The following is a 24,866-nucleotide window of genomic DNA, read 5'->3' on the forward strand; positions in this document are numbered from 1 at the left end:
GGCCTTGCCGGGGCGCCGGACCGGTCGGAAAGGGCCGCGAAGCGGCCCCGGCGATCCATGCGGCGTAGCTGAAACCTGGTGCCGCTGCGCGCCCCATCGCGACGCAAGGCCGCTCCTACAGGTTCGGTTGGGCCGGTCAGAAGGTGTACGCGAGCCGCGGGTGAGCGCACCGTAGGAGCGGCCTTGCCGGGGCGCCGGACCGGTCGGAAAGGGCCGCGAAGCGGCCCCGGCGATCCATGCGGCGTAGCTGAAACCTGGGGCCGCTGCGCGCGCCATCGCGACGCATGCTGGCGAACCAGGCAACGGGGAGGATGGCACCGGCTATGCCGGTGTTCGCCAGCAAGGCTGGCTCCTACAGCGCTAAAGAAATTCTTGGATCCAACGATCCACTGATAGTTACCCTGCCGGAGTACAGGGTTAGAATCCCCCGTCCCCAGCGAGAGTGCACGCATGTCCCAGGAACTTACCGCCGAACAGATCCAGCAAGCCCTGCAGGGCATTACCATTCCGCCGCAACCGCAGATCATGGTCGACCTGCAGTTCGAGCAGTACATGCCCGACCCGGACCTGGAGACCATCGCCAAGCTGATCAGCCAGGACCCGGGGCTGTCTGGTGCCCTGCTGAAACTGGTCAATTCGGCGCAATTCGGCCTGGCGAACAAGATCGGTTCGATCCAGCGCGCGGTGAACCTGCTGGGTAGCCGTTCGATCATCAACCTGATCAACGCGCAATCGATCAAAGGCGAGATGAGCGACGAGACCATCGTTACCCTCAACCCGTTCTGGGACACCGCCCAGGACGTGGCCATGACCTGCCTGACCCTGGCCAAGCGCACCGGCATCCAGGCGGTGGACGAGGCCTACACCCTGGGCCTGTTCCACGATTGTGGCGTGCCGCTGATGCACAAGCGCTTCCCCAACTACATGGAAGTGCTGGAAGAGTCCTACGCCAAGGCCAGCGACGAAGTTCGCGTGGTGGACACCGAGAACCGCGTGTTCAACACCAACCATTCGGTGGTCGGCTACTTCACCGCCAAGTCCTGGCGCCTGCCGGAGCACATCAGCGCGGCCATCGCCAACCACCACAACGCCCTGGCGGTGTTCCGCGACGAGTCCTCGCGCAACACCCAGACCCAGCTGAAGAACCTGTTGGCGGTACTGAAGATGTCCGAGCACATCTGCGCCTCGTACCGGGTCCTGGGCAGCCAGAGCGTCGATCACGAATGGAACATGGTCGGCCCGCTGGTGCTGGACTACATTGGCCTGACCGAATACGACTTCGAGCAGCTCAAGCAGAACATTCGCGAAATGGGCGGGCACTGAACCATGCCGGAACTACCAGAGGTCGAGACCACCCGGCGCGGGATCGCCCCGCACCTGGAAGGCCAGCGGGTCAGCCGCGTGGTGGTGCGCGACCGGCGCCTGCGCTGGCCGATTCCGGAAGACCTCGACGTGCGCCTGTCGGGGCAGCGGATCGTCAGTGTCGAGCGCCGGGCCAAGTACCTGTTGATCAACGCCGAGGTCGGCACGCTGATCAGCCACCTGGGCATGTCGGGCAACCTGCGCCTGGTCGAGCTGGGGTTGCCGGCGGCCAAGCACGAGCATGTGGATATCGAGCTGGAGTCGGGGCTGATACTGCGCTACACCGACCCGCGGCGCTTCGGCGCCATGCTCTGGAGCCTGGACCCGCTCAACCATGAACTGCTCCTGCGCCTGGGGCCGGAGCCGTTGACCGAGCTGTTCGACGGCGAACGCCTGTTCCAGCTGTCGCGCGGGCGGTCGATGGCGGTCAAGCCGTTCATCATGGACAACGCGGTGGTGGTGGGGGTGGGCAATATCTACGCCACCGAGGCGTTGTTCGCCGCCGGCATCGACCCGCGCCGCGAGGCGGGCGGGATTTCCCGGGCGCGTTACCTGAAGCTGGCGATCGAGATCAAGCGCGTGCTGGCGGCGGCCATCGAGCAGGGCGGCACCACCTTGCGCGACTTCATCGGCGGCGATGGTCAGCCGGGGTACTTCCAGCAGGAGTTGTTCGTGTATGGGCGCGGTGGGCAGCCGTGCAAGCTGTGCGGCACCGAGCTGCGCGAGGTGAAGCTGGGGCAGCGGGCCAGCGTGTTCTGCCCGAAATGCCAGCGCTAGCGTCAGTACGAATCCTGCAGGAGCGGCCTTGCCGGCGAAAGGGCCGAGGGCTCAGTAGCCTATCGCTGACTGCCCCACGCCTCGCGGATCACTGGCCGCCTCCAGGGTCCCGCCAGCCTTGTCCCAATACAGCACCTGCTGATTTCCATACTGGCGTCCGACATCCTTCAGCCGATACCCGCGCCCTTCAAGTTCGGCCTTCTGCCCTGCACTGAACGTCCCCGGCTCATGCTCCAGCACATCCGGCAGGTACTGATGGTGATAGCGCGGCGTCGCCGGCCACTCGGCCACTGGCCTGCCTTCGAGCAGACCCATGACCGATAGCAGCACCATGCTGGGTATGCGGCTGCCGCCAGGGGTGCCGAAGCTGGCGAACTGGCCGGGGCTTTCGATGAAGGTCGGGCTCATGCTCGACAATGGCCGCTTGCCCGCCGCCACGGCATTCGCCTGGCTGCCCGCCAGCCCGTAGCTGTTGCTGCCGCCAGGATCGGCGGCGAAATCGTCCATTTCGTTGTTCAGCACCAGGCCGGTGCCGGGCACGCTGAAGGCCGCGCCAAACGGCAGGTTGACCGACAGCGTGGCCGAGACGGCATTGCCCTGGGCGTCGATCACCGAGAAATGCGTGGTGTGGTCGCCTTCGCGCCAGGCCGGCGAGGGCGGCAGGGCGCTGCTCGGCGTGGCCTGGTGCACCTCGATACTGTCGGCCAGGCCGGTCAGGTAGTGCCGCGCCAGCAGGCGATTGACCGGATTGCTGACATAGTCCGGGTCGCCCAGCAGGCCGCGGTCGCGGTAGGCGCGGCGCAGCACCTCGACCACGTAGTGGCTGCGCTGCACCGGCTCGGCGCTCTGCCAGGGCAGGCGCTGGAGCATGGCCAGGCTCTGGGCCAGGGCGATGCCGCCGGCCGAGGGCGGTGGGCTGCTGATCAGCTCGCGCTGCTCGGCCAGTGGGTAGCGCAACGGCTCGCGCCAGGCGCTGCGGTAAGCGGCCAGGTCGTCCAGGGTCCAGATGCCGCCGGCCTGGCGCACGCCATCGACCAGGCGCTTGGCCAGCGGGCCGCGATAGAAACCGTCGCGACCGTGCTCGGCCATGCGCTGCAGGGTGCTGGCCAGCTCCGGCTGGCGGATCAGCGTGCCCAGGGCCGGCACGTCATTGTCGGCGAGGAACAGCCGGGCGCTCTCGGCGTCGTCACGCAGGGCGTTCAGGCGCATGGTGGCGCGGTCGCGGTAGATGCGGTCGACGGCAAAGCCCTGGTTGGCCAGGCGAATGGCCGGGGCCAGGCTGTCCTTGAGCGGCAGCTTGCCGTGGGTGGCGGCGAGCTCGGCCAGGGCCTGGGGCAGGCCGGGAATGGCGGCCGCCAGCGGGCCGTTGGTCGACAGGCCCGGCTGCACCTTGCCGTCCTTGAGGTACATATCGGCACGCGCAGCGGCGGGGGCGCGCTCGCGCGCGTCGAGGAAGGCATAGCGCGGCGTGTCGCCCGCTTCGCGCAACAGGAAGAAACCGCCGCCGCCCAGGCCCGAGCCATAGGGCTCGACCACGGCCAGCGCGGCGCTGATGGCCACCGCGGCGTCGAAGGCGTTACCGCCCTGCTGCAGGATGTGCTGCGCCGCCGCGGTGGCCTCTTGGTGCGGGCTGGCGATCGCCGAGCGGCCCGGGCCTGCGGCCAGGGCACCGCTGGCCAGCAGCGCCAGGACGGCGCCGAGGGCTGCGCGGCGTATCGCGGCGACGAACGGCATCAGGCCTTGCCGGTGATCCGGCGGTACTTGGCCATCAGCTCGTCTTCGGTTTCCGGGTGGGCTTCATCCAGCGGGATGCAGTCGACCGGGCAGACCTGCTGGCACTGTGGCTCGTCGTAGTGGCCCACGCACTGGGTGCACAGGTTCGGGTCGATCACGTAGATCTCTTCGCCTTGCGAGATGGCGGCGTTCGGGCACTCGGGTTCGCAGACGTCGCAGTTGATGCAATCGTCGGTGATGATCAGGGACATGGGGACTCCGGCCTGGGCGTCGGGCCCGGGCATGTTTCAAAGCGATGGGGGCAATTGTGCCGGATTCGCGCCCGCAGTGCACGCGGGCGCGACATCCTGCCCCGTGGCTTACTTGCGGAAGCGCTCGGTCAGCGCGTCGGCCACCGCCGGATGGACGAACTTGGTGATATCACCACCCAGCGCGGCGATTTCCCGGACCAGGGTCGAGGAAATGAACGAGTAGCGCTCCGATGGCGTCAGGAACAGGCTCTCGACGTCCGGCGCCAGCTGGCGGTTCATGTTGGCCAGCTGGAACTCGTACTCGAAGTCGGAGACCGCGCGCAGGCCACGCAGGAAGACATTGGCGCCCTGCTCCTTGGCGAAGTGCGCCAGCAGGGTGGAGAAGCCGATGACCTCGACATTGGGCAGGTGCTTGGTGACCTCGCGGGCCAGCTCGACCCGTTGTTCCAGCGGGAACAGGGGGTTTTTCTTGGGGCTGGCCGCCACGGCGATGATCACGTGGTCGAACAGCCGCGAGGCGCGTTCGACCAGGTCGCCATGGCCTTTGGTAATGGGGTCGAAAGTACCCGGGTACAACACTCGGTTCATCGCGTCATCCTGGCTGGAGTGCGTTGGGGAGTCGGATGGTAGCGCAGCGATTGCGCCCGGCCAAGTCGCGTGGCCGGCCGATGGCACTATAGACAGTACGGCCATTGGCTGTCATGCGCGTGCTGCCAGGCGGCCGATCAGCGCGTCGCTGAGCCGCGCGGCCAGGGCATACACCGATAATTGCGGGTTGGCGCCGATGCTGGTGGGGAACAGCGAACCATCGTGGATCGACAGGTTTTCCAGCTGGTGGTGGCGGCCCAGGCTGTCGCACACGGCCTGGCGCGGGTCTTCGCCGAGGGCGCAGCCGCCCATCACATGGGCGCTGCCCAGGCGCATGCGCAACAGTTGCAGGGGCAGCTGGTCGATCATCGCCTGGGCTTGCCCGGGCGTGTCGACATAGCGGGCGTCGCCGTGTACCGGCAACACCCGGCGGGCACCGGCGGCGAACTGGATCTGCGCCATGCTGTGCCAGGCGCGACGCAAACCGTCGCGCAGGTAGTCGGTAACCGGGTAGTCGAGCACGGGCGAGCCGTCGCCGCGCAGTTCCACCTGGCCGCCGGGGCTGTCGGGGTGGAAGCCGTCGCGCAGCAGCGCCAGCATCACATGGGTGTGGGGCAGCTCGGCCATGCGCAGGGCGTTGTCCTGGCCATGGCCGCCCAGCAGGGTGCTGGCCAGCGCCGGGTGCAGCGGCGGCACCTCGAGTTTGTAGCCGACCGGCCCGGTGACGCCCGCCTGCCATTGGAACTGGTCGCTGTAGATCGACTGCGGGGCGCCGTAGTAAGGATCGATGCGTGCCTCGAACTGCGCGGCGCTGAAATTGACCAGGTGCAGGAAGGTGCGTTTGCCCAGGCGCTGGTGCGGGTCTGGCGCCTGGGAGCGCAGCAGCAGGGCCGGGCTGTTGATGCCGCCGCCGGCCAGCACGTAGTGGCGGGCACGCACGCGCACCTGGCGGCCGCTGGGCTGGATGCCCTGGGCATCGAGGGCCTGGCATTGCAGGTGGTCGATGCGCTGGCCATCGTGGCTGAAACGTTCGGCGCGGGCCAGGTAGAGCAGCGCGCCGCCGTTGTCCAGGGTGGCGGGGATGCTGGTCACCAGCATCGACTGCTTGGCGTTGACCGGGCAGCCCATGCCGCAATAACCCAGGTTCCAGCAGCCGCGCACATTGCGCGGGATCACCGCCCAGCGATGGCCGAGGGCCTCGCAGCCACGGCGCAGCACGTCGTTGTTGGCGTTCGGCGGCAGCGCCCAGGGGCTGATGCCCAGGCGTTGCTCCATGCGCGCGAACCAGGGTGCCATGGCGGCACTGTCGAGGCCTTCGACCGCGTGTTCCCGGGCCCAGTGCTCCAGGGTCTGGGGCGGGGTGCGAAAGCTCGAGGTCCAGTTGACCAGGGTGGTGCCGCCCACCGCCCGGCCCTGGAGGATGGTGATGGCGCCATCCTTGCTCAGGCGCCCGAGGCCTTCCTGGTAGAGGTCGGCGTAGGCCTGGTTTTCCAGCAGGTGGAAATCGCTGCTGGTCTTCAGCGGGCCTTCCTCGATCAGCAGCACCTTCAGCCCGGCGGCGCTGAGCAGCTCGGCAGTGGTGGCGCCGCCCGCGCCGCTGCCGATCACGGCGACGTCGGCCTCGAGGGTCTGGTCCTGCTCCAGGCGTGAACCGTCATGGGTGATCCAGCCTCGTTCGAGGCCTTGGCGAAACGGGTCTGGCACAGGCATGGGCTTCTCTCTGGCAGCGATCGGGTAGTTGAAACCATGGGCGCGATGAGTCAGATCCTGGGTGGCCCGGGGTAGCCGCAGGCCGCCCAGGCTTCTGGGCGCTCGTACCAGGCCATCAACAGCAATTGCAGTAACGACGCATGTCCCTGGCGCAGCAGGTCCAGTGAACTGTCGCGCCAGCGTTGCAGAAACGCCTCGACCTGCGTGGCGTCAGCGCTAGCCCAACTGCCCCAGACCCCGGTCAACGGCCCGCAGGTCAGGGGCAGGCTCAGCACATCGAACAATTGCCGGCTGAGCTTGAGCATGGCCGGCGACAGTGCTGCCAGCTTGTGGTCGAGGCTATGCAGCACCAGCTCGGGGGCTGCCTGGGTGCCGGCCAGCACCACCGGGATCAACGCCCGCAGCAGCACCAGGTCGTCCTCGCGCAGCGCGTGGTAGCCGCTCGAGGGCGTCTGCTGGGTGCACCCGAGCAGGCTGGTGGCGCCCAGGAACAGCGTGGCGCCCATGCCCAGGCGCAGCAGCTCGCGGCGCCGCATCAGCGGATGAACAGCTTGTAGACCAGGCGTTGCAAGGCCTTGCCATAGGGTGGGTAGATCAGCCGGGCCGCATTGATGCGCTGCTTGGCCAGCACCGCCTTGGCCTTGCTGAAGGTCAGGAAACCCTCGTGGCCATGGTAGTGGCCCATGCCCGACGGGCCGATGCCACCGAACGGCAGGTCGTCCTGGGCCACGTGCAACAGGGTGTCGTTGAGGCACACCCCGCCGGAGTGGGTGTCGCGCAGCACCCGCGCCTGCTCGGCGCGGTCGTAGCCGAAGTAGTACAGGGCCAACGGCCGCGGGCGCTGGTTGATGTAGGCCAGCGCCTGGTCGAGGCTGTCGTAGGGCACCAGCGGCAGCAGCGGGCCGAAGATCTCCTCGTGCATCACCTGCATGTCGTCGTTCACCTCAAGCAGCAGGTGTGGCGGCAGGCAGCGGCCCTGGCGGGGCTCGTCGGGGTACAAGTCGAGCACCTGGGCGCCGCGCTCGCGGGCGTCGGCCAGCAGGTGCTCGAGGCGCTGCAACTGGCGTGGGTTGATGATGCGGGTGTAGTCAGGGTTGTCGGTAACCCGCGGGAACTGCCGGCGCACGGCGCGCTGGTAGGCCTCGGCGAAGGCGCCCAGGCGGTTGCGCGGCACCAGCACATAGTCGGGGGCGACACAGGTCTGCCCAGCGTTGAGGTGCTTGCCGAAGGCGATGCGTTCGGCGGCGGTGTCCAGGGGCACCTGCCGCGAGACGATGGCCGGCGACTTGCCGCCCAGCTCGAGGGTCACCGGGGTGAGGTTGTGCGCCGCGGCCTGCATGACATGGCGGCCCACGCCGGTGGCGCCGGTGAACAGCAGGTGGTCGAAGGGCAGGCGCGAGAAGGCCTGGCCCACCTCCACCTCGCCCAGCACCACGCTGACCAGGTCGGCGGGGAACACCCGCTCGAGCAACGCCTTGAGTAGCAGGCCGGTGGCCGGGGTGGCCTCGCTGAGCTTGAGCATCACCCGGTTGCCGGCGGCCAGGGCACCGGTCAGCGGGCCGATGGCGAGAAACAGCGGGTAGTTCCACGGCACGATCACCCCCACCACCCCCAGCGGCTGGTACAGCACCTTGGCGCTGGCTGGCTGGAACGCCAGGCCCGCGCGCCGCCGTGACGGTCGCATCCAGCGCTGCAGGTGGCGCTCGGCATGGCGCAGGCCCTGCACCGAGGGCAGCAGTTCGGCGATCAGGGTCTCGTCGCGGCTGCGCCCGGAAAAGTCGCTGTCGATGGCCGCGATCAGCGCTTGCTGTTCTTTCACCAGGGCTTCGCGCAGGCTTTTCAACCACTGCCGGCGTTGCGCGGCCGGCGGCATGGGGTTGTCGACGAATGCCTGGCGTTGGGCGGCGAACATCGTCTCCAGCCCGAGGTCGGATGCAACAGGAGGTGGGGTGGTGATCGAGGTCATGGCGCGGACACCCGTGGCTGGAAGTGAATAGAGCCTATACTCTAATTCTTTCCGGGGAGAGTGTTTTTTCTGCCAGATCAACGGACATTCGTGCAGCCCGGCCCTGACGTTACCGGGCAATAGCCCGTAAGATGCCCCATCACTTGAACGCCCGGAGACTGGAGCTGAGCATGGCCCCGCGCATGAAGACCCGAGAGCGCATCGTGCAGAACAGCCTGGAGCTGTTCAACCAGCAGGGCGAGCGCAGTGTCAGTACCAACCACATTGCCGCGCACATGGAAATTTCACCCGGCAACCTGTACTACCACTTTCCCAACAAGCAGGCGATCATCGCCTTGCTGTTCAGCCAGTACGAAGAGCTGGTCGACAGTTTTTTGCGCCCGCCCCAGGGCCGCGTCGCCACCGTCGAGGACAAGCGTTTCTACCTCAAGGCGCTGCTGGCGGCGATGTGGAACTACCGTTTCCTGCACCGCGACCTCGAGCACCTGCTCGACAGCGACCCGGAGCTGGCCGCCCGCTACCGGCGCTTCTCGCGGCGCTGCCTGCAGCAGGGCCAGGCGATCTACCGTGGTTTCGTCGAGGCCGGGATCCTGGCCATGGAGGCTGCGCAGATCGAATCGCTGACCATCAATGCCTGGATCGTGCTGACCTCCTGGGTGCGTTTTCTCAGCACCACCCGCGAGCATAGCGCGCACCTGGGCGAGGAAGCGTTCAAACGCGGCGTGTACCAGGTGCTGGTGCTGGAGCTGGGGTTTGTCACCCCGGCCTCGCGCGGTGCGGTGGATGCCTTGTGCGACGAGTTCCACGTTCCCTTCAACCAGGCCCTGGAGCACTAGCCAGGGCCATCGAGCCACCTGTCAGGAGATTGTCATGCCCCTTGCGCAACTGATCACCCCGCAGCAACTGGCCGAGCGTCTGGATACGCCCGGCCTGGTGATCCTCGATTGTCGCTTTGCCCTGGAAGATGTCGACTACGGCCAACGCAGCTATGCCCAAGGGCATATCGCCGGGGCGCACTTCGCCGACCTGGAACGCGACTTGAGCGGGCCGGTGGTCAAGGGGCGCACCGGGCGGCACCCGTTGCCAGACCCGCAACGGCTGGTCGAGCGCCTGCGCGAGTGGGGGCTGGACGACGATAGCCAGGTGGTGCTCTACGACGACGGCCCAGGGGCTTATGCCGCCCGTGCCTGGTGGTTGCTGGCCTGGTTGGGCAAGCGCAGCGCGGTGTTCATCCTCGATGGCGGGCTCAAGGCCTGGCATGCCGCGCACCTGCCGCTGAGCCTCGACCCGCCGCCACGGCGCGAGGGCACGTTCAGCGGTGAGCCAGACATGAAAATGTTGGTCGACGCCGAGCACCTGGCCAAGCGCCTGGGCGAGCCGACGCTGACCTTGATCGATGCCCGCGGGCTGCCGCGTTTTCGTGGCGAGGTGGAGCCGATCGACCCGGTGGCTGGGCATATTCCCGGCGCGCAGTGCGCGGCGTTTACCGACAACCTTGGTGCCGACGGGCGATTCCTGCCGGCCGTGCAACTCAAGCAGCGTTTTGCCGAGAAACTGGGCGATCGCTCGCCGGAGCAGCTGGTGGCCTACTGCGGCTCGGGCGTGACCGCTTGCCACAACCTGTTCGCCCTGGCGCTGGCGGGCTATCCGTTGGGACGGTTGTATGCAGGTTCCTGGAGCGAGTGGATCAATGACCCGCAACACCCCGTGGCGACCGGTGACTGACCTGGACCTGTAGGAGCCTTGCCAGAAGGCCCATTCGCCAGCAAGGCTGGCTGCTGCAGCGTCACCGCCCCTGCAGCAGCCATTGTGGAATCCGTCGCTCCAGGTAATACCCGGGATTGCGCAGGCTGCCGTCCACGAAGCCAACATGGCCACCCCGGCTGTGCAGTTCGAACTGCGTCCCTGTGGCCAGCTCATTGGCATTCGGCAGGCTGTGGCCGAACACGAATGGATCGTCGCTGGCGTGGATGATCAGCGTCGGCGTGCGGTTTTCGCCCAGGTAATAACGGCTCGAGGCCCGCCGGTAGTAATCGTGGGCGTCGTTGAAACCATTGAGCGGCGCAGTGACCCGCCCGTCGAAATCCCAGAACGTGCGCAGGTTGCGCAGCGAGCCGAGGCGCTCGAGGGCGGCCAGCCCTTCGCGGTGGCCCTGGTCGCGAAAAAGCCGCTGCTTGTTGTGCACGTAGCCACGCATCTCGCGCATGAAATGCGCCTGGTAGACCTTCGAGATACCCTGGCCGATGCGGTCGGCGCATTGGTCCAGGCGAAACGGCACCGACACTGCCACCGCCGCCTCCAGCAAGCTGGCCGAGCCACTTTCCCCCAGGTACTTGAGCAGTACGTTGCCGCCCAGCGAGTAACCCACTGCATACAGCGGCGCCAGCGGTCGCTGGGCGCGCAGGTGACGGAGGGTCTCGGCCAGGTCTTCGCTGGCGCCGGAGTGGTAGCTGCGCGGCAGCAGGTTGGGCTCGCCCGAGCACCCGCGCCAGTTCAGCGCGACGCTGGCCCAGCCGTGCGCCTGCAGGGCTTGCTGCAGGCCTTTGACATAGGGCGAGTGAGAGGAACCGGTCAGGCCGTGCAGTACCAGCACCAGCGGTGCGTCAGGCCGGTGCGGGCCGTGCCAGTCGAGGTCGAGGAAGTCGCCGTCAGCCAGCCACAGGCGTTCGCGTTGGCGCGCAAGGTCAGGGAGCTTGCGCCACAGTGGCCCCCACAAGGTTTGCAGGTGGGGGTTGGACAGGCCGGTGGCCGGGCGGAAGGTGGCGCTGAGGCTGGACATGCTGGGGGGGCTCGTGTTGTGCCCGCCTAGAGTGCCATGAAACAGCGCCACTGTACCTGCGCTATTGGTCGGCTGTCGCCCGCTGCCACAAGGCGTAATGCACCTGCCCGGTCTTTTTCTCGCGGTGCAGGCGCCAGTTGCCTGGCATCGGCAGCGAGGAGGGGGACGCCTCGCTTTCGGTGTAGATCCATGCCTGCTCGCGCAGCCACTGGCCTTGTTCCAGCAGGTTGCAGGTGCTGGCCAGCAGGTCCTGATGGAACGGCGGGTCGAGGAACACCACGTCGAACTGCTGCTTGGTCGGGCCTTGCAGGTAACGCAGGGCGTCGCTTTGCAGGATCTGCCCGCGCGGGCAGCGCAGCAGCTCCAGGTTGTGCTTGAGGTTGGCGATGGCCGCCGGGTTGCTGTCCAACGCCACGGCGTCTTGCGCGCCGCGCGACAACGCCTCGAGCACCAGCGCGCCGCTGCCGGTGAAGGCATCGAGCACCCGGGCGCCTTCGATGTAGGGCGCCAGCCAGTTGAACAGGGTCTCGCGCACGCGGTCGGGGGTGGGGCGCAGGCCTTCGCCTTCCGGCACGGCCAGGCGGCGGCTGCGCCACTCGCCGGCGATGATGCGCAACTGGCCGGGGCCCTTGCTGGCGCCCGGGGCCGGGCGCGCGGTGGGGGTGGATCTTGGCATTAGTGCTCCGGTACGCCGAGCGGCTGCTCGGCGGGTTTGTCAGTGGGGGCCGGCAGCGGCTTTTGCGCCACCTTCGGGCCGACGGTGACGATCACCAGCTGGTCCGCCGCGAGGTGCTTGTTCATCGCCGCCTTGACCTGCTCGACGGTCAGCGCCTGGGACTGCTGCATGAAATCTTCCAGCCAGCTCAGCGGCAAGTCGTAGAAACCGATCGCGCCCAGTTGGCCGACGATGCTGGCGTTGCTGGCATTGGACAGCGGGAAGCTGCCGGCCAGTTCGCGCTTGGCGTCGTCCAGCTCCTGTTGCGTGGGGCCGTTCTTCAGGTACTCGGCGAGGATATCCTGGACCAGCTTGAGCGTGCCTTCGCTGAGCTCGGCGCGGGTCTGCAGGTTGATCATGAACGGACCGCGCACCTGCATTGGGCTGAACACCGAGTACACGCCGTAGGTCAGGCCGCGCTTCTCGCGCACCTCGCTCATCAGCCGGGTGCCGAAGGCGCCGCCGCCGAGGATCTGGTTGCCCAGCGACAGGGCGGCCCAGTCCGGGTCGTTACGGTCGATGCCCAGCTCGGCCAGCATCAGGTGGGTCTGCTTGGACGGGAAGTCGATGTGGGTCACCCCCGGTTTGGGCTGCACCGGTTGCCCGGGCTTGGCCAGGGCCTGGCCCTTGGGCAGGCCGGCGGAAACCTGGGCGGCGATGGCCTCGGCCTCGGTGCGGCTGAGGTCGCCGACCAGGGCGATCACCGCGTTGCCAGCGGTGTAGGCCTTGGCGTGGAAGGCGCGCAGTTGCTCCAGGGTGATGCCGGGGATGGTCTGCGCGGTGCCGTCGCTGGGGTGGGCGTAGGGGTGGCTGGCATAGAGGTTGGCGAACAGCGTCTTGCCGGCGATCTTGCCCGGGTTCTGCTTCTCGTACTCGAAGCCGGCGAGCATCTGGTTCTTGATGCGCTTGAGGGCGTCCTCGGGGAAGCTCGGCTTGCCGACCACCTCGGTGAACAGCCTGAGCGCCGGCTCGCGCTTGTCGGCGACGCTGAGGCTGCGCAGCGAGGCCACGGCCATGTCGCGGTAAGAGCCGTTGCCGAAGTCGGCGCCCAGGCCTTCGAAGCCTTCGGCGATGGCGGTCACGTCCTTGCCGGCCACGCCTTCGTTGAGCATGGCGTTGGTCAGGGCCGCCAGGCCCGGGACGCTACCGTCCTGGCTGCTGCCGGCGGCGAAGGTCAGGCGCAGGTCGAACATCGGCAGCTCGCGGGCTTCGACGAACAGCACGCGGGCGCCTTCGGCGGTGGTCCAGTGCTGGATGTCCAGCTGGCGGCGGCTGGGCGCCTTGCCGTCGAGCTCGGCCAGCGACTGCAGGGTATTGGCCGGGCGGGCGGCGGGGTCCGGCTTGGCGGCGTTGTCGGATTGGGCCGGGCGGGCCAGCAGTACGGCAACGGCCACCACCAGCACGATGATCGCCAGGCCGAACAGGGTGTAGCGCGGTGCGCTGCGATCACTCATCAGCGGACTCCTCGGGCAGTACATGGGCAACGCTCAGGCGTTCGCGGGTGAAGTAGGTGCGGGCGGCGGCCTGGATGTCCTGCGGGGTGACGCGCTTGAGGTCGTCGAGCTCGCTGTCGATCAGTTTCCAGGACAGGCCGACGGTTTCCAGCTGGCCGATGGTGGTGGCCTGGCTGCTGATGGAGTCGCGGTCATAGACCAGGCCGGCGATCACCTGGGCGCGCACGCGCTCGAGCTCTTCGGCACTGGGCGGGGTGGTCTTGAGTTCGTCGAGCAGTTGCCAGACGCCTTTCTCGACCTCGGCCAGGGTCTTGTGCTTTTGCACGTTGGGCGTGGCCGAGATCAGGAACAGGCTGTCGCCGCGGGTGAAGGCGTCGTAGCTGGACGAGGCGCCGGCCACCAGCTCCTGGCCGCGTTCCAGGCGGGCCGGCATGCGGGCGCTGTAGCCGCCGTCGAGCAAGGCCGAGATCAGCCGCAGGGCGTTGACGCTGCGCGGGTCCTTGGCGGTGGCCAGGGCCGGGACGTTGAAGCCGTAGATCAGGCTGGGCAGTTGCGTGCGCAGGTGCAGGGTCAACTGGCGCTGGCCGGGCTCGGCCAGCTCCAGCGGCAGTTTGCTCGGCGGCACGGCACGCTTGGGGATGGGGCCGAAGTACTTCTGCGCCAGGGCTTTGACTTCGTCGGGCTTGACGTCGCCGACCACCACCAGGGTGGCGTTGTTCGGCGCGTACCAGGATTCGTACCAGTGCCGCAGCTCCTCGACCTTCATGCGCTCGAGGTCGGCCATCCAGCCGATGGTCGGGGTGTGGTAGCCGCTGGCCGGGTAGGCCATGGCGCGAAACAGCTCGAAGGCCTTGGCGTTGGGCTGGTCGTCGGTACGCAGGCGACGCTCTTCCTTGATCACCTCGATTTCCCGGCTGAATTCATCGGCCGGCAGGCGCAGGCTGGCCAGGCGATCGGCCTCGAGCTCGAAGGCCACCGGCAGGCGGTCGCGGGCCAGCACCTGGTAGTAGGCGGTGTAGTCGTCGCTGGTGAAGGCGTTTTCCTCGGCGCCGAGGTCGCGCAGGATGCGCGAGGCCTCGCCGGGGCCAACCTTGGCGCTGCCCTTGAACATCATGTGCTCGAGGGCGTGGGACAGGCCGGTCTGGCCCGGTGTCTCGTAGCTGGAGCCGACCTTGTACCAGATCTGCGAAACCACCACCGGGGCGCGGTGATCCTCGCGCACGACCACCTTCAGGCCGTTGTCGAGGATGAATTCGTGGGTGGGTTGCACATCGGCGGCCAAGGCCGCGAGCGGCAGGCACAACGTGCCGAGCAACAGGCCTGCGGCGCGGCGGGCTAGAGCATTCATACGGTGTTTAACCTGTTCGGCGGCCCGCTTGGGTTTAGCGTCGGCGGGCCAGGAGGTGCTAGGATACTGATCCGGTTGCCTGGCGACCATGCCTGTCGCCGTTCTGGCCCGCAGGCCCTTACGACAAAACGTTGCGCATGAACCAGATGGCTCCACGGTAGTCTGTTCTGCGTGACTCGAGAATTCCCGATGCGCCGCTGCTGGCCCATCGCTACCCTGAGATAGCCGTCTTCCATGTTTGGTTCCAACGACGACAAAAAAGCGCCGGCCGAGGCTGGCGAGAAGAAAGGCCTGTTCAGCTGGTTTCGCAAGAAGCCGCAGCCCACTGTCGCCGAACAGCCGCAAGCCCCTGAACCGCAGGCCGTAGAGCCGACGGCGCCGGTCGAGCCGGTTGCCGCGGCCGAACCGCCTGCCCCGCTCGAGCCGGTGGCCCCGGTGGTCGAGGCGCCCGCGCCCGTGCCTTCGCCGGCTCAGGCGGCAGAACCTGTCGTGCAGGTGCAAGCCGTCGAGTCGCAGGCCGACGAGCCCGTACAGCCCGCTCTGGTCGAGCCTGAGCCGACTCCGCCAGCCCCAGCCCCGGAGCAGGCGCCTGCCGCGCCGGTCAGCAACCTGGTCCTGCCAGTTGCCGAAGAGCCGGTGGCGCTGGTCCCTGATCTCGAGCCCAAGGCGCCGCCGGCCATTGCGCAACGCCCGGCAGTCGAGCCGGAGGTGGTCGAGGCCGCCGTGCTGGCGCCAGTGGTCGTCGAACCTGTCGCGGCCGCCGTTGCAGCGGAACCAGCACCAGCTCCAGCACCAGCCCCAGTACCGGAGCCAGAGCCGACCCCCGTCGCCACCGAACAGGCCAAGCCTGGCTTCTTCGCCCGCCTCAAGCAGGGCCTGTCGAAGACCAGTGCCAGCATCGGCGAAGGCATGGCCAGCCTGTTCCTGGGCAAGAAAGTCATCGACGACGACCTGCTCGACGAGATCGAGACCCGCCTGCTGACCGCCGACGTCGGCGTCGAGGCCACCTCGACCATCGTCCAGAACCTCACGCAGAAGGTTGCGCGCAAACAGTTGGCCGACGCCGACGCGCTGTACAAGTCGCTGCAGGACGAACTGGCCGCGCTGCTGCGCCCGGTCGAGCAACCGCTGAAGATCGAGGCGCAGAACAAGCCCTACGTGATCCTCGTGGTCGGCGTGAACGGTGCCGGCAAGACCACCACCATCGGCAAGCTGGCCAAAAAGCTGCAGCTCGAAGGCAAGAAGGTCATGCTCGCCGCCGGTGACACCTTCCGCGCCGCCGCGGTGGAGCAGTTGCAGGTGTGGGGCGAGCGCAACCAGATCCCGGTGATCGCCCAGCACACCGGTGCCGACTCGGCTTCGGTGATCTTCGACGCCGTGCAGGCCGCCAAGGCCCGTAACGTCGATGTGCTGATCGCCGACACCGCCGGACGCTTGCACACCAAGGACAACCTGATGGAAGAACTGAAGAAGGTTCGTCGGGTCATGGGCAAGCTGGACGCCGAGGCGCCGCACGAGGTGCTGCTGGTGCTCGACGCCGGTACCGGGCAGAACGCCATCAGCCAGGCCAAGTATTTCAACCAGAGCGTCGAGCTGACCGGCCTGGCCCTGACCAAGCTGGACGGCACGGCCAAGGGCGGGGTGATCTTCGCCCTGGCCAAGCAGTTCAATATCCCGATCCGCTTCATCGGTGTGGGCGAAGGCATCGACGACCTGCGCACCTTCGAGGCCGAACCTTTCGTCAAGGCGCTGTTCGCCGAGCGGGAACCTTCATGATCCGATTCGAACAGGTAGCCAAGCGCTATCCCAACGGCCATGTCGGCCTGCACGAACTGAGCTTCCGGGCGCGTCGTGGCGAGTTCCTGTTCGTCACCGGCCACTCCGGCGCCGGCAAGAGCACCCTGCTGCGCCTGCTGCTGGCCATGGAGCGCCCGACCAGCGGCAAGCTGCTGCTGGCCGGTCAGGACCTGGGGCAGATCAGCAACGCGCAGATTCCATTCCTGCGCCGGCAGATCGGCGTGGTATTCCAGAACCACCAGCTGCTGTTCGACCGCACCGTGTTCAACAACATCGCCCTGCCGCTGCAGATCCTCGGCCTGTCCAAGGCCGAGATCGCCAAGCGGGTGGACTCGGCGCTGGAGCGTGTGTCGCTGAGCGACAAGGGCGAGCTGTTCCCCGCCGACCTGTCCACCGGCCAGCAACAGCGGGTCGGCATCGCCCGCGCCATCGTCCACCAGCCCGCCTTGCTGCTGGCCGACGAACCCACCGGTAACCTCGACCCGCGCCTGGCCGCGGAGATCATGGGCGTATTCGAGGACATCAACCGCCTCGGCACCACGGTGCTGATCGCCAGCCACGACCTGGCGCTGATCGCGCGCATGCGCCACCGCATGCTGACGTTGCAACGCGGCCGCTTGATCGGCGATGGGGAGGCCGGGCAATGAGCACTACACGTACACCAAAGGTTTCCGAGCGCGTCGCGCCGAAAGCCGCCGATCCGCAGCCGTCGAAGAAAAAGCGTGGCGATCACGATGACGATGGTCCGGACTTTCGCAGCCTCCTGCACGCCTGGCTGGAAAGCCATCGTGCCAGCCTGGCCGACAGCTTGCGTCGCCTGGGCAAGCAGCCGATCGGCAGTTTCTTCACCTGCCTGGTGATGGCCGTGGCGCTGAGCATGCCCATGGGCCTGTCGCTGCTGCTCAAGAACGTCGAGAAGCTTGGCGGCTCGTGGCAGCGCGCGGCGCAGATTTCGCTGTACCTCAAGCTCGATGCCAGCAGCCGCGATGGCGAGGCCCTGCGCGACGAGATCATGGGCATGCCGGGGGTTGCCGAGGCCCAGTACATCAGTCGCGAGCAGGCGCTGGAAGAGTTCCAGCAGCAGTCCGGGTTGGGTGAGGCCCTGCGCGAGCTGCCGGACAACCCGCTGCCCGGCGTTGTAGTGGTGACGCCGACCGAGGTCGACAAGCCGGCCTTGGAGGCCCTGCGCCAGCGCCTTTCGCAGCTGCCGCGGGTCGAGGCGGCGCAGTTGGACCTGGTGTGGGTCGAGCGCCTGGCGGCGATCCTCAAGCTCGGCGACCGCTTCGTCTTCGGCCTGGCGGTGATGTTGATTTCCGCGCTGCTGTTAGTAATTGGTAACACTATTCGTCTACATATTGAAAACCGCCGCGTCGAGATCGAAGTGATCAAGCTGGTGGGTGGCACCGACAGCTATGTACGCCGGCCCTTTCTCTACATGGGCGCGCTGTACGGCCTGGGTGCCGGTGTGCTGGCCTGGGGCATCCTGGCGTTCGGCCTGAACTGGCTCAACGACGCGGTAGTCGGGCTTTCGGGCTTGTACGGCAGTGATTTTGCCCTGGGCGGTGTTCCCGCTGCGGATGGTCTTTCGCTCTTGATCGGGGCGGTGCTGTTGGGGTATATCGGTGCATGGATCGCAGTGGCTCGCCACCTGAACGAGCTGGCGCCGCGATAATGTTTTGTGGCCAGTATTGACAAATTTTTCATTATGGAACTTGTACAAGGGTTCCTTGTCTATGCTGGCAGTGCCCAAAAGGCATGAGTCTGTAAGCCGGAGGTACTTGAATGACCAATTCGTTGCAACCTGCCTATGCCCTGGTTCCCGGTGCAAACCTGGAAGCCTATGTGCACACGGTCAACAGCATTCCCTTGCTGACCCCGGAGCAGGAGCGTGAACTGGCCGAGCGTCTCTACTACGAGCAGGATCTTGAGGCCGCTCGGCAAATGGTGATGGCCCACCTGCGTTTCGTTGTCCACATTGCCCGTAGCTACGCAGGCTACGGGCTGGCCCAGGCCGACCTGATCCAGGAAGGCAACGTTGGCCTGATGAAAGCGGTAAAGCGCTTCAACCCGGAAATGGGCGTGCGTCTGGTGTCCTTCGCGGTGCACTGGATCAAGGCCGAGATCCACGAGTTCATCCTGCGCAACTGGCGCATCGTCAAGGTGGCTACCACCAAGGCCCAGCGCAAGTTGTTCTTCAACCTGCGCAGCCAGAAGAAGCGCCTGGCCTGGCTGAACAACGACGAAGTGCATCGCGTGGCCGAAAGCCTCGGCGTCGAGCCTCGTGAAGTGCGCGAGATGGAAAGCCGCCTGAGCGGCCAGGACATGGCCTTCGACCCTGCGGCAGAAGCCGACGACGACAGTGCCTTCCAGTCGCCTGCGCATTACCTGGAAGACCATCGCTACGACCCGGCCGTGCAGCTGGAGGACGCTGACTGGAGCGACAACTCCACCAGCAATCTGCATGAAGCCCTGCAAGGCCTGGATGATCGCAGCCGCGACATCCTCTACCAGCGTTGGCTGGCCGAGGAGAAGGCCACTTTGCATGAGCTGGCCGAGAAGTACAGCGTGTCGGCGGAGCGTATTCGCCAGTTGGAGAAGAACGCGATGAACAAGGTCAAGGCACTGATTACCATCTGATCGACGCCTGGCTGGATCGAAAAGGCCGCTTGCCTCCTGGGTAAGCGGCCTTTTCATTGGTGTTGTCTGCGCCAGCTTCTGAAGGTATCGCGTAGCCCCTGTAGGAGCCGGCTTGCCGGCGAACACCGGCGCAGCCGGTGCTGTCCATCGCGGTCACTGTCGGTGTGCAGGATCCAGCTGCATCAGGTAGCTCGGCCCGCCCAGCTGGCTCATCTGCCGGCGGATCCAGCCGGCGCGGCTGGCCACATAGGCGCTGGGCCGGCTGGCGCTCCACTTGATCGGGCTCGGCAGCACCGCCGCGAGCTGTGCGGCCTGTTGTCGCGTCAGGCGGCTGGCATCCACGCCGAAGTGATAACGCGCCGCGGCCTGGGCACCGAACACGCCCTTGCCCCATTCGGCGCTGTTCAAGTACACCTCGAGGATTCGCTCCTTCGACCAGAACAGCTCGATCAGCGCGGTGAACCAGGCTTCCAGGCCCTTGCGCAACCAACTGCGCCCAGACCACAGGAACAGGTTCTTGGCCACTTGCTGGGTGAGCGTGCTGGCGCCGCGCACCTTGCCGCCACGCTCGTTGTAGGCCAGTGCCGCCTGGATTGCCGGAATGTCGAAGCCCCAGTGGCTGGCGAACTTCTGGTCCTCGCCGGCGATCACCGCCACCTTCAGCTCATCGGAGATGTCTGCCCAGGGTGTCCAGTCGCGTTGCAGGTCGATCGGCTCGCCACTGCCCCAGGATTGCACCTTGCGCTCGACCATCAGCGCCGTGCCGGGCGGCGGCACCCAGCGCAGCACCAGCACCACGACAATGCTGGCAGCCGCGAACCAGAGCAGGGCGCGGGCAAGGCGACGGAGAAGGGATGACAGCATGGTGATGGCTTGGCCGGACCGTAGGAACCGGCCATTATACAGACCCCTCTGGAGGAGTCGTCCCATGCTTCGCAGCTTCCTGATGCTCGCCGCGTTCTTCGGCTTTACCGGTGTCGCGCTTGGCGCTTTCGCCGCCCATGGTTTGAAAAACCGCCTCAGCGCCGACTACCTGGCGATCTTCCATACCGGCGTCACCTACCAGCTGGTGCATGCCCTGGCGATCCTGGGCGTGGCGGTGTTGTCGGCGCACCTGCCCGGGCGCCTGGCCGGCTGGGCCGGTGGTCTGTTCGCGCTGGGCATCCTGCTGTTCTCCGGTAGCCTCTATGTGCTGACCCTCAGCGGCCTGGGCAAGCTCGGCATGATCACCCCACTGGGTGGCCTGTGCTTCCTCGCCGGCTGGCTGTGCCTGGGGCTGGCCGCCTGGCGCCTGGGCTGACCGAACGGTCCACAATCGCGACTAATGGCGTGTGCCGCCCTTGGGTTGCAAGGCGGATCGGGGCTAGAATGCGGGCCCCAAAGAACAATGGTGGCCGTGCGCATGCGCATTCAACTTAACGGTGAACCTTACGACCTGCCCGCGGGCGAGAGCGTCGCGGCGCTGCTGGGCCGGCTGGAGCTGGCCGGCCGCCGGGTGGCGGTGGAGCTGAACCTGGACATCGTGCCGCGCAGCCAGCACGAAAGCACGCAGCTTAAGGACGGCGATCAGGTCGAGGTGGTCCACGCCATCGGTGGCGGCTAACCGCCCCTGAAACCTCGCCAGCAAAGTCCCGCAATCTTTCCTGAGGAACAACGATGAGTAACGTTCGCAGCGACAAGCCCTTCATCCTGGCCGGGCGCACTTTCCAGTCGCGCCTGCTGGTCGGCACTGGCAAGTACCGTGACATGGAAGAAACCCGCCTGGCCACCGAGGCCTCGGGTGCCGAGATCGTCACCGTCGCCGTGCGTCGCACCAACCTTGGTCAGAATGCGGGCGAGCCGAACCTGCTCGATGTGTTGTCGCCCGACAAGTACACCATCCTGCCGAACACAGCGGGCTGCTTCGATGCGGTCGAGGCGGTGCGTACCTGCCGCCTGGCCCGTGAGCTGCTCGACGGCCACAAGTCCCACGAAAACCGGACGCTGGTGAAGCTGGAAGTGCTGGCCGACCAGAAAACCCTGTTCCCCAACGTGATCGAAACCCTCAAGGCCGCCGAAGTGCTGGTCAAGGATGGTTTCGACGTGATGGTCTACACCAGCGACGACCCGATCATTGCCCGCCAGCTGGCCGAAGCCGGCTGTATCGCCGTGATGCCGCTGGCCGGCCTGATCGGCACCGGCCTGGGTATCTGCAATCCGTACAACCTGCAGATCATTCTGGAAGAATCCAAGGTGCCGGTGCTGGTCGATGCCGGCGTGGGTACCGCCTCCGACGCCACCATCGCCATGGAGATGGGCTGCGAGGCGGTGCTGATGAACTCGGCCATTGCCCATGCCCAGCAGCCGGTGCTGATGGCCGAGGCCATGAAACACGCCATCGTTGCCGGCCGCATGGCGTATCTCGCCGGGCGCATGCCGAAGAAACTCTATGCCAGCGCGTCTTCGCCGCTGGAAGGTCTGATCAAGTAAGAGCCCCTGATGACTGAATCGCAAGAAACGCCGATCACCGAAGACGGCGAAGCCCGCCCGCACCGCCGCATCAAGAGCTTCGTGATGCGCGCCGGGCGCATGACCGAAGGCCAGCAACGTGGCCTGGACCAGGGCGGCCCGCAGTTCATCCTGCCGCTGGCCGACAACCCGGTGGACTACGACCAGGTGTTTGGCCGTTCTGCGCCGCGTACCCTGGAGATCGGCTTTGGCATGGGCCACTCGCTGCTTGAGATGGCCGCCGCCTCGCCGGAGCTGGACTTCATCGGCGTCGAAGTGCACCGCCCAGGTGTTGGCGCGCTGCTCAACGGCGTGCTCACTCAGGGCCTGAAGAACCTGCGGGTGTACGACTGCGACGCCATCGAGGTGCTCAACCGCTGCGTGGCCGACAACAGCCTCGACCGGCTGATGCTGTTCTTCCCGGATCCTTGGCACAAGGCGCGTCATCACAAGCGCCGGATCGTTCAGCTGGAGTTCGCCGAGTTGGTGCGCCGCAAGCTCAAGCCCGGTGGCGTATTCCACATGGCGACTGACTGGGAGCCCTATGCCGAATACATGCTGGAAGTGATGAGCGCAGCACCTGGCTATCGCAACCAGGCAACCGATGGCGCTTATGTGCCGCGCCCGCAAGAGCGTCCGATCACCAAGTTCGAGCGCCGTGGTGAGCGCCTTGGGCATGGGGTGTGGGACTTGAAGTTCGAGAAGGTGGGCTGAGCCTGGGTTGCCTGACCGCAAACAAAAAAACCGCCTTGTGAAAGGCGGTTTTTTTATGCGGGCTTCGGGTTACGAATCCTCAGCCTGCGCGTTTCAAGCGTCACTGGAGACCACCCACAAACGCGATACTAGGAGTACTTGTGGAGTGCGTCAATCACGGAAATATTAGGCATCAAGTGTGACTGAGCAGGTGACAGCCTTGAACCTTTCGCTGTCGTAAGATTGCCCCGCTCTCATGGGGGAATCTCCAGTGGCGGGCCGGGAAACGAATTCGTTCTGTTGTCTCGGCCCCTTCGACGCGGCCTACGAACCGCGCCGGCAGGGTTTCGAAGGGCCATCTACCCGGCCACTTCACTGGAGACCACCCCACATGATCTCCGAAGGTGTCGAAGTGCCGGTTAGACGCTGGAAGAATGGCCCAGCCAACACGGAGGCCAAGGCATATGAAGCGTTTGCTGAATACGCTGAGCCGCGTATGGAAGCTGGTTCGGATCCTGATCGTTTTCAGGACCGTCAGGGATTTCCTGCGTGATCACTTCGACGATGCCCGTTAAGAGGTTGGTCGGGTGAGAAGCCGCCCTGGCCCGCCAGGGCGGCTTTTAGCAAGTGCTCAACCCTGTTGATCCGCCACCACACCCATTCGAATCCTCCTGAAAATCAGGCCTGTGTTCTTGTCCGGCCTTTGCGCAGGTAGCACATGTTATGCACTGGTCATCCACGCGCTGTGTGAGCCTTCTGGTCCGGGCATTCAAGCCTGAAAACCAGGAGATTCATCATGCATGTCACGCCTTATCTCTCGTCCACACTGGGTGCACTGCTTAGCGTTGCCACGCTATGCATGGTCGCGTTCGGCTGTGAAGCGTCGGCACCGCCAGGGAGCGGTATCAACCTCTCTGGCATGGCGATGTACGAGCGCACGACCAAAAACTTTGCACCGAACTTCGCGCTGCGCCAAGTCGCGCAGAGCACGGCATTTCTGATCGACAGCGGCAACGATGCAGCACCCGCTTTGCTAGTGGGTAGCGGACATGCACTGGAGGATAGCGCCGACATTGTCGATGCGGAGTTGCCCGGGACTGGGCATATCAGTTTCGCCAGTGTTGCCGGCAGGCATTTCTCCGTCGCTCGGGTGCGTTATGTCTCGCGTCGGGGCCTGGATTTCGCCATCTTCGAACTGTCCCAGACTCAGGGTGCACTCAAGGCGCTTGGGGTTACCCCTTTGGCTTTGGCTGGACGCAAGGCCGTCGAGGATGAACCGGTTATCGCCGTACCGCGCTTGAGTGACAGCCATCGCGGTATCGCCAGTTGGCCGGAACAGGATCTGCCATGGATCGACATGAAGACTGGCGATGGTGTCGTGTATCGCCATCTGTTGAGGGTGGAGGGCGCAAGCCTGCAGCCGGGTGACTCTGGCAGTCCGGTGCTGGATGCAACGCATCGTGTCTTGGCAATCTTCCACAGCACGTTGCCTGGTGCCGGCCATGCTTCGGACCTGAGCTTCCTTCCGGCCTGCCTGATACAGGGGCGCTTCAATGCCCAGGGCGAAGGCTGCGGGTTGGACAATGTCTTCAACGTGCTGGTGGAAAAAGACGATGACAGCCGCCTGATCTACAAACAGTCCGTTCAGGCACCTATCGTCATCGATTCACCTGTGTACTCTACGACGCCCTTCTATCAGGCCAAGCTTGCGCAATGGCCGGAGCAATGTGAGCAAGCGGATGGATACGGAGTGCAGCAGGTCTCGGGTGATGTGCTGAATCTTCCTGTGACAGGCTTGATCCTGGCGCCGGCGAATCCAACGGTACTGGCGTTGTGCTTATGGGGGCGCGAGGCGGATGGGCCTGAGCCTGCCAACCGCAATGCCGTGGCGTTGCCAGTGGTGGTACACCCGCCGGGGCCCGCAGCACAACCGGAGATGGACGTCAGCGCACCCTACCTGGATGCATTCGGTCGCTGGGCCTATCGGATCAATGTGCCGTCAAGGCACATCCTGTTCCAGCGTGTGGAGTTCAAGCTGGGGCCCTGGCAGAGTACCGCCTGTGCAGATCCCCGTGGCTACGGCGATTTGAGCAGCAAGATCATCGTCCGCCAAGACAGCCGGTTGTGTGCCGTGGGCATCGATTACGCCGGGCAGCGTTCAGTAGCGGTGGAGGTCAGGCTGCGCCCTCGAACTTGAACGGTGCGCGGGTCCTTTGCGGCCCGCGCACGCTTGCAGGCTCAACCTCGCCGATCAGCCACAACACCAATCAACACCAGCACCACCAGCAACACCGGGGCCAGTGCATAGTTGTTGAACTGCCCCAGCCCCTTCACGACCCACGGCGTCGCATAGATCAGCGCCGCGCCGCTGCCGATCATCACCAGCAAGGCCATGAACGGCACCCGCAAGGCGCCGGCCAGGCCGCCCAGGCGGCCTTCCACCCAGCCCTTGATATCGGTGCCGAACAGCACCAGCAAGCAGCCCACCAGGGCCAGGGAGATCTCCGATAAATTGCTGCGGCTCCAGCGGGAAACGGTCGAGAGCAGGTCAAGTACCAAGTCCATGGG

General features: G+C 66.1%; 26 protein-coding genes. 14 read left to right on the top strand and 12 right to left on the bottom strand.

Annotation, left to right across the window (positions count from 1 at the left end; translation table 11 throughout):
* Nucleotides 1–504 precede the first annotated feature (504 nt).
* Nucleotides 505–1,323 (top strand): HDOD domain-containing protein, encoded by an 819-nt coding sequence (locus NJG22_RS06355; RefSeq protein ID WP_253093441.1) that lies wholly within the window; start codon nucleotides 505–507, stop codon nucleotides 1,321–1,323.
* Between the two features lie 3 nt (nucleotides 1,324–1,326).
* Nucleotides 1,327–2,139 (top strand): bifunctional DNA-formamidopyrimidine glycosylase/DNA-(apurinic or apyrimidinic site) lyase, encoded by an 813-nt coding sequence (mutM, locus tag NJG22_RS06360; protein ID WP_253093272.1) that lies wholly within the window; start codon nucleotides 1,327–1,329, stop codon nucleotides 2,137–2,139.
* Between the two features lie 51 nt (nucleotides 2,140–2,190).
* On the opposite strand, the gene ggt is transcribed toward mutM, so the two are convergent.
* From ggt to NJG22_RS06390, 6 genes are all read right to left on the bottom strand, one after another.
* Nucleotides 2,191–3,873, bottom strand: coding sequence for a gamma-glutamyltransferase (ggt, locus tag NJG22_RS06365; RefSeq protein ID WP_253093273.1), 1,683 nt, complete (start codon nucleotides 3,871–3,873; stop codon nucleotides 2,191–2,193).
* On the bottom strand, nucleotides 3,873–4,124 hold the full coding sequence (locus NJG22_RS06370) for a YfhL family 4Fe-4S dicluster ferredoxin (protein WP_011531711.1): 252 nt from the start codon (nucleotides 4,122–4,124) through the stop codon (nucleotides 3,873–3,875). Before NJG22_RS06370 ends, ggt begins: the two co-directional genes overlap by 1 nt.
* A 108-nt stretch (nucleotides 4,125–4,232) precedes the next feature.
* Nucleotides 4,233–4,712, bottom strand: a complete 480-nt coding sequence (coaD, locus tag NJG22_RS06375; protein WP_134691301.1) for a pantetheine-phosphate adenylyltransferase — start codon at nucleotides 4,710–4,712, stop codon at nucleotides 4,233–4,235.
* A 111-nt stretch (nucleotides 4,713–4,823) separates the two neighbouring features.
* Nucleotides 4,824–6,422 (bottom strand): GMC family oxidoreductase, encoded by a 1,599-nt coding sequence (locus NJG22_RS06380; protein WP_253093274.1) that lies wholly within the window; start codon nucleotides 6,420–6,422, stop codon nucleotides 4,824–4,826.
* 50 nt (nucleotides 6,423–6,472) lie between these two features.
* Complete coding sequence (locus NJG22_RS06385) at nucleotides 6,473–6,958, bottom strand: twin-arginine translocation pathway signal protein (protein WP_253093275.1); 486 nt, start codon at nucleotides 6,956–6,958, stop codon at nucleotides 6,473–6,475.
* Nucleotides 6,958–8,388 carry a coniferyl aldehyde dehydrogenase gene (locus tag NJG22_RS06390; RefSeq protein WP_253093276.1) on the bottom strand — a complete coding sequence of 477 codons (1,431 nt, stop codon included), beginning with the start codon at nucleotides 8,386–8,388 and terminating at the stop codon, nucleotides 6,958–6,960. Before NJG22_RS06390 ends, NJG22_RS06385 begins: the two co-directional genes overlap by 1 nt.
* Before the next feature lie 170 nt (nucleotides 8,389–8,558).
* Here NJG22_RS06390 and NJG22_RS06395 point away from each other — a divergent pair, with 170 nt between their 5' ends.
* Complete coding sequence (locus tag NJG22_RS06395; RefSeq protein ID WP_217851995.1) at nucleotides 8,559–9,224, top strand: TetR/AcrR family transcriptional regulator; 666 nt, start codon at nucleotides 8,559–8,561, stop codon at nucleotides 9,222–9,224.
* Between the two features lie 34 nt (nucleotides 9,225–9,258).
* Nucleotides 9,259–10,113: a sulfurtransferase gene (locus tag NJG22_RS06400; RefSeq protein WP_253093277.1), complete on the top strand. Its 855-nt coding sequence runs from the start codon at nucleotides 9,259–9,261 to the stop codon at nucleotides 10,111–10,113.
* A 61-nt stretch (nucleotides 10,114–10,174) separates the two neighbouring features.
* On the opposite strand, the gene NJG22_RS06405 is transcribed toward NJG22_RS06400, so the two are convergent.
* The 4 genes from NJG22_RS06405 to NJG22_RS06420 all read right to left on the bottom strand — a co-directional run bounded on the left by NJG22_RS06405 (nucleotide 10,175) and on the right by NJG22_RS06420 (nucleotide 14,684).
* On the bottom strand, nucleotides 10,175–11,167 hold the full coding sequence (locus tag NJG22_RS06405; RefSeq protein WP_253093278.1) for a hydrolase: 993 nt from the start codon (nucleotides 11,165–11,167) through the stop codon (nucleotides 10,175–10,177).
* 61 nt (nucleotides 11,168–11,228) lie between these two features.
* On the bottom strand, nucleotides 11,229–11,843 hold the full coding sequence (gene rsmD / locus NJG22_RS06410; RefSeq protein ID WP_253093279.1) for a 16S rRNA (guanine(966)-N(2))-methyltransferase RsmD: 615 nt from the start codon (nucleotides 11,841–11,843) through the stop codon (nucleotides 11,229–11,231).
* Nucleotides 11,843–13,336 (bottom strand): pitrilysin family protein, encoded by a 1,494-nt coding sequence (locus tag NJG22_RS06415; protein ID WP_253093280.1) that lies wholly within the window; start codon nucleotides 13,334–13,336, stop codon nucleotides 11,843–11,845. Before NJG22_RS06415 ends, rsmD begins: the two co-directional genes overlap by 1 nt.
* Nucleotides 13,329–14,684: a pitrilysin family protein gene (locus NJG22_RS06420; RefSeq protein ID WP_253093281.1), complete on the bottom strand. Its 1,356-nt coding sequence runs from the start codon at nucleotides 14,682–14,684 to the stop codon at nucleotides 13,329–13,331. The genes NJG22_RS06415 and NJG22_RS06420 overlap by 8 nt, the downstream gene beginning before the upstream one ends.
* A gap of 234 nt (nucleotides 14,685–14,918) precedes the next feature.
* Between NJG22_RS06420 and ftsY the strand changes: the two genes are divergently transcribed.
* From ftsY to rpoH, 4 genes are all read left to right on the top strand, one after another.
* Nucleotides 14,919–16,460 carry a signal recognition particle-docking protein FtsY gene (ftsY, locus tag NJG22_RS06425; RefSeq protein WP_253093282.1) on the top strand — a complete coding sequence of 514 codons (1,542 nt, stop codon included), beginning with the start codon at nucleotides 14,919–14,921 and terminating at the stop codon, nucleotides 16,458–16,460.
* The gene (gene ftsE, locus NJG22_RS06430; RefSeq protein ID WP_011531723.1) at nucleotides 16,457–17,128 is read left to right on the top strand and encodes a cell division ATP-binding protein FtsE; all 672 of its coding nucleotides are present in this window, start codon (nucleotides 16,457–16,459) and stop codon (nucleotides 17,126–17,128) included. The genes ftsY and ftsE overlap by 4 nt, the downstream gene beginning before the upstream one ends.
* The gene (gene ftsX / locus NJG22_RS06435) at nucleotides 17,125–18,153 is read left to right on the top strand and encodes a permease-like cell division protein FtsX (protein ID WP_253093283.1); all 1,029 of its coding nucleotides are present in this window, start codon (nucleotides 17,125–17,127) and stop codon (nucleotides 18,151–18,153) included. Before ftsE ends, ftsX begins: the two co-directional genes overlap by 4 nt.
* A 110-nt stretch (nucleotides 18,154–18,263) precedes the next feature.
* Complete coding sequence (rpoH, locus tag NJG22_RS06440) at nucleotides 18,264–19,118, top strand: RNA polymerase sigma factor RpoH (RefSeq protein WP_253093284.1); 855 nt, start codon at nucleotides 18,264–18,266, stop codon at nucleotides 19,116–19,118.
* Between the two features lie 153 nt (nucleotides 19,119–19,271).
* On the opposite strand, the gene mtgA is transcribed toward rpoH, so the two are convergent.
* Nucleotides 19,272–19,982, bottom strand: a complete 711-nt coding sequence (mtgA, locus tag NJG22_RS06445) for a monofunctional biosynthetic peptidoglycan transglycosylase (RefSeq protein WP_253093285.1) — start codon at nucleotides 19,980–19,982, stop codon at nucleotides 19,272–19,274.
* 64 nt (nucleotides 19,983–20,046) lie between these two features.
* Between mtgA and NJG22_RS06450 the strand changes: the two genes are divergently transcribed.
* The 6 genes from NJG22_RS06450 to NJG22_RS06475 all read left to right on the top strand — a co-directional run bounded on the left by NJG22_RS06450 (nucleotide 20,047) and on the right by NJG22_RS06475 (nucleotide 24,495).
* The gene (locus tag NJG22_RS06450) at nucleotides 20,047–20,418 is read left to right on the top strand and encodes a DUF423 domain-containing protein (protein ID WP_253093286.1); all 372 of its coding nucleotides are present in this window, start codon (nucleotides 20,047–20,049) and stop codon (nucleotides 20,416–20,418) included.
* 102 nt (nucleotides 20,419–20,520) lie between these two features.
* Complete coding sequence (gene thiS / locus NJG22_RS06455; RefSeq protein WP_253093287.1) at nucleotides 20,521–20,721, top strand: sulfur carrier protein ThiS; 201 nt, start codon at nucleotides 20,521–20,523, stop codon at nucleotides 20,719–20,721.
* Nucleotides 20,722–20,774: 53 nt separating this feature from the next.
* A complete protein-coding gene (locus NJG22_RS06460; RefSeq protein ID WP_253093288.1) occupies nucleotides 20,775–21,587 on the top strand; it encodes a thiazole synthase in 813 nt (270 codons plus the stop codon).
* Between the two features lie 9 nt (nucleotides 21,588–21,596).
* The gene (gene trmB, locus NJG22_RS06465; protein ID WP_253093289.1) at nucleotides 21,597–22,319 is read left to right on the top strand and encodes a tRNA (guanosine(46)-N7)-methyltransferase TrmB; all 723 of its coding nucleotides are present in this window, start codon (nucleotides 21,597–21,599) and stop codon (nucleotides 22,317–22,319) included.
* Nucleotides 22,320–22,689: 370 nt separating this feature from the next.
* Nucleotides 22,690–22,851 carry a hypothetical protein gene (locus NJG22_RS06470; protein WP_253093290.1) on the top strand — a complete coding sequence of 54 codons (162 nt, stop codon included), beginning with the start codon at nucleotides 22,690–22,692 and terminating at the stop codon, nucleotides 22,849–22,851.
* A gap of 243 nt (nucleotides 22,852–23,094) precedes the next feature.
* Nucleotides 23,095–24,495, top strand: a complete 1,401-nt coding sequence (locus tag NJG22_RS06475) for a serine protease (RefSeq protein WP_253093291.1) — start codon at nucleotides 23,095–23,097, stop codon at nucleotides 24,493–24,495.
* Between the two features lie 41 nt (nucleotides 24,496–24,536).
* Here NJG22_RS06475 and NJG22_RS06480 read toward each other — a convergent pair whose 3' ends face one another.
* The gene (locus tag NJG22_RS06480) at nucleotides 24,537–24,863 is read right to left on the bottom strand and encodes a DUF3392 family protein (protein ID WP_110735365.1); all 327 of its coding nucleotides are present in this window, start codon (nucleotides 24,861–24,863) and stop codon (nucleotides 24,537–24,539) included.
* Between the last annotated feature and the right edge of the window lie 3 nt (nucleotides 24,864–24,866).

It is taken from the genome of Pseudomonas sp. VA159-2 (assembly GCF_024126635.1).
Lineage (GTDB): Bacteria > Pseudomonadota > Gammaproteobacteria > Pseudomonadales > Pseudomonadaceae > Aquipseudomonas > Aquipseudomonas muyukensis.

Bases quoted from the DNA above. Each gene is read 5' to 3' on its own strand.
- NJG22_RS06470 (WP_253093290.1), top strand. From the start codon at position 22,690: ATGATCTCCGAAGGTGTCGAAGTGCCGGTTAGACGCTGGAAGAATGGC.
- NJG22_RS06450 (WP_253093286.1), top strand. From the start codon at position 20,047: ATGCTTCGCAGCTTCCTGATGCTCGCCGCGTTCTTCGGCTTTACCGGT.
- NJG22_RS06475 (WP_253093291.1), top strand. From the start codon at position 23,095: ATGCATGTCACGCCTTATCTCTCGTCCACACTGGGTGCACTGCTTAGC.
- ftsY (WP_253093282.1), top strand. From the start codon at position 14,919: ATGTTTGGTTCCAACGACGACAAAAAAGCGCCGGCCGAGGCTGGCGAG.
- NJG22_RS06390 (WP_253093276.1), bottom strand. From the start codon at position 8,388: ATGACCTCGATCACCACCCCACCTCCTGTTGCATCCGACCTCGGGCTG.
- ftsE (WP_011531723.1), top strand. From the start codon at position 16,457: ATGATCCGATTCGAACAGGTAGCCAAGCGCTATCCCAACGGCCATGTC.
- NJG22_RS06395 (WP_217851995.1), top strand. From the start codon at position 8,559: ATGGCCCCGCGCATGAAGACCCGAGAGCGCATCGTGCAGAACAGCCTG.
- rsmD (WP_253093279.1), bottom strand. From the start codon at position 11,843: ATGCCAAGATCCACCCCCACCGCGCGCCCGGCCCCGGGCGCCAGCAAG.
- ftsX (WP_253093283.1), top strand. From the start codon at position 17,125: ATGAGCACTACACGTACACCAAAGGTTTCCGAGCGCGTCGCGCCGAAA.
- NJG22_RS06415 (WP_253093280.1), bottom strand. From the start codon at position 13,336: ATGAGTGATCGCAGCGCACCGCGCTACACCCTGTTCGGCCTGGCGATC.
- mtgA (WP_253093285.1), bottom strand. From the start codon at position 19,982: ATGCTGTCATCCCTTCTCCGTCGCCTTGCCCGCGCCCTGCTCTGGTTC.
- NJG22_RS06385 (WP_253093275.1), bottom strand. From the start codon at position 6,958: ATGCGGCGCCGCGAGCTGCTGCGCCTGGGCATGGGCGCCACGCTGTTC.
- NJG22_RS06370 (WP_011531711.1), bottom strand. From the start codon at position 4,124: ATGTCCCTGATCATCACCGACGATTGCATCAACTGCGACGTCTGCGAA.
- ggt (WP_253093273.1), bottom strand. From the start codon at position 3,873: ATGCCGTTCGTCGCCGCGATACGCCGCGCAGCCCTCGGCGCCGTCCTG.
- NJG22_RS06420 (WP_253093281.1), bottom strand. From the start codon at position 14,684: ATGAATGCTCTAGCCCGCCGCGCCGCAGGCCTGTTGCTCGGCACGTTG.
- thiS (WP_253093287.1), top strand. From the start codon at position 20,521: ATGCGCATTCAACTTAACGGTGAACCTTACGACCTGCCCGCGGGCGAG.
- mutM (WP_253093272.1), top strand. From the start codon at position 1,327: ATGCCGGAACTACCAGAGGTCGAGACCACCCGGCGCGGGATCGCCCCG.
- coaD (WP_134691301.1), bottom strand. From the start codon at position 4,712: ATGAACCGAGTGTTGTACCCGGGTACTTTCGACCCCATTACCAAAGGC.
- rpoH (WP_253093284.1), top strand. From the start codon at position 18,264: ATGACCAATTCGTTGCAACCTGCCTATGCCCTGGTTCCCGGTGCAAAC.
- NJG22_RS06405 (WP_253093278.1), bottom strand. From the start codon at position 11,167: ATGTCCAGCCTCAGCGCCACCTTCCGCCCGGCCACCGGCCTGTCCAAC.
- NJG22_RS06480 (WP_110735365.1), bottom strand. From the start codon at position 24,863: ATGGACTTGGTACTTGACCTGCTCTCGACCGTTTCCCGCTGGAGCCGC.
- NJG22_RS06400 (WP_253093277.1), top strand. From the start codon at position 9,259: ATGCCCCTTGCGCAACTGATCACCCCGCAGCAACTGGCCGAGCGTCTG.
- trmB (WP_253093289.1), top strand. From the start codon at position 21,597: ATGACTGAATCGCAAGAAACGCCGATCACCGAAGACGGCGAAGCCCGC.
- NJG22_RS06380 (WP_253093274.1), bottom strand. From the start codon at position 6,422: ATGCCTGTGCCAGACCCGTTTCGCCAAGGCCTCGAACGAGGCTGGATC.
- NJG22_RS06460 (WP_253093288.1), top strand. From the start codon at position 20,775: ATGAGTAACGTTCGCAGCGACAAGCCCTTCATCCTGGCCGGGCGCACT.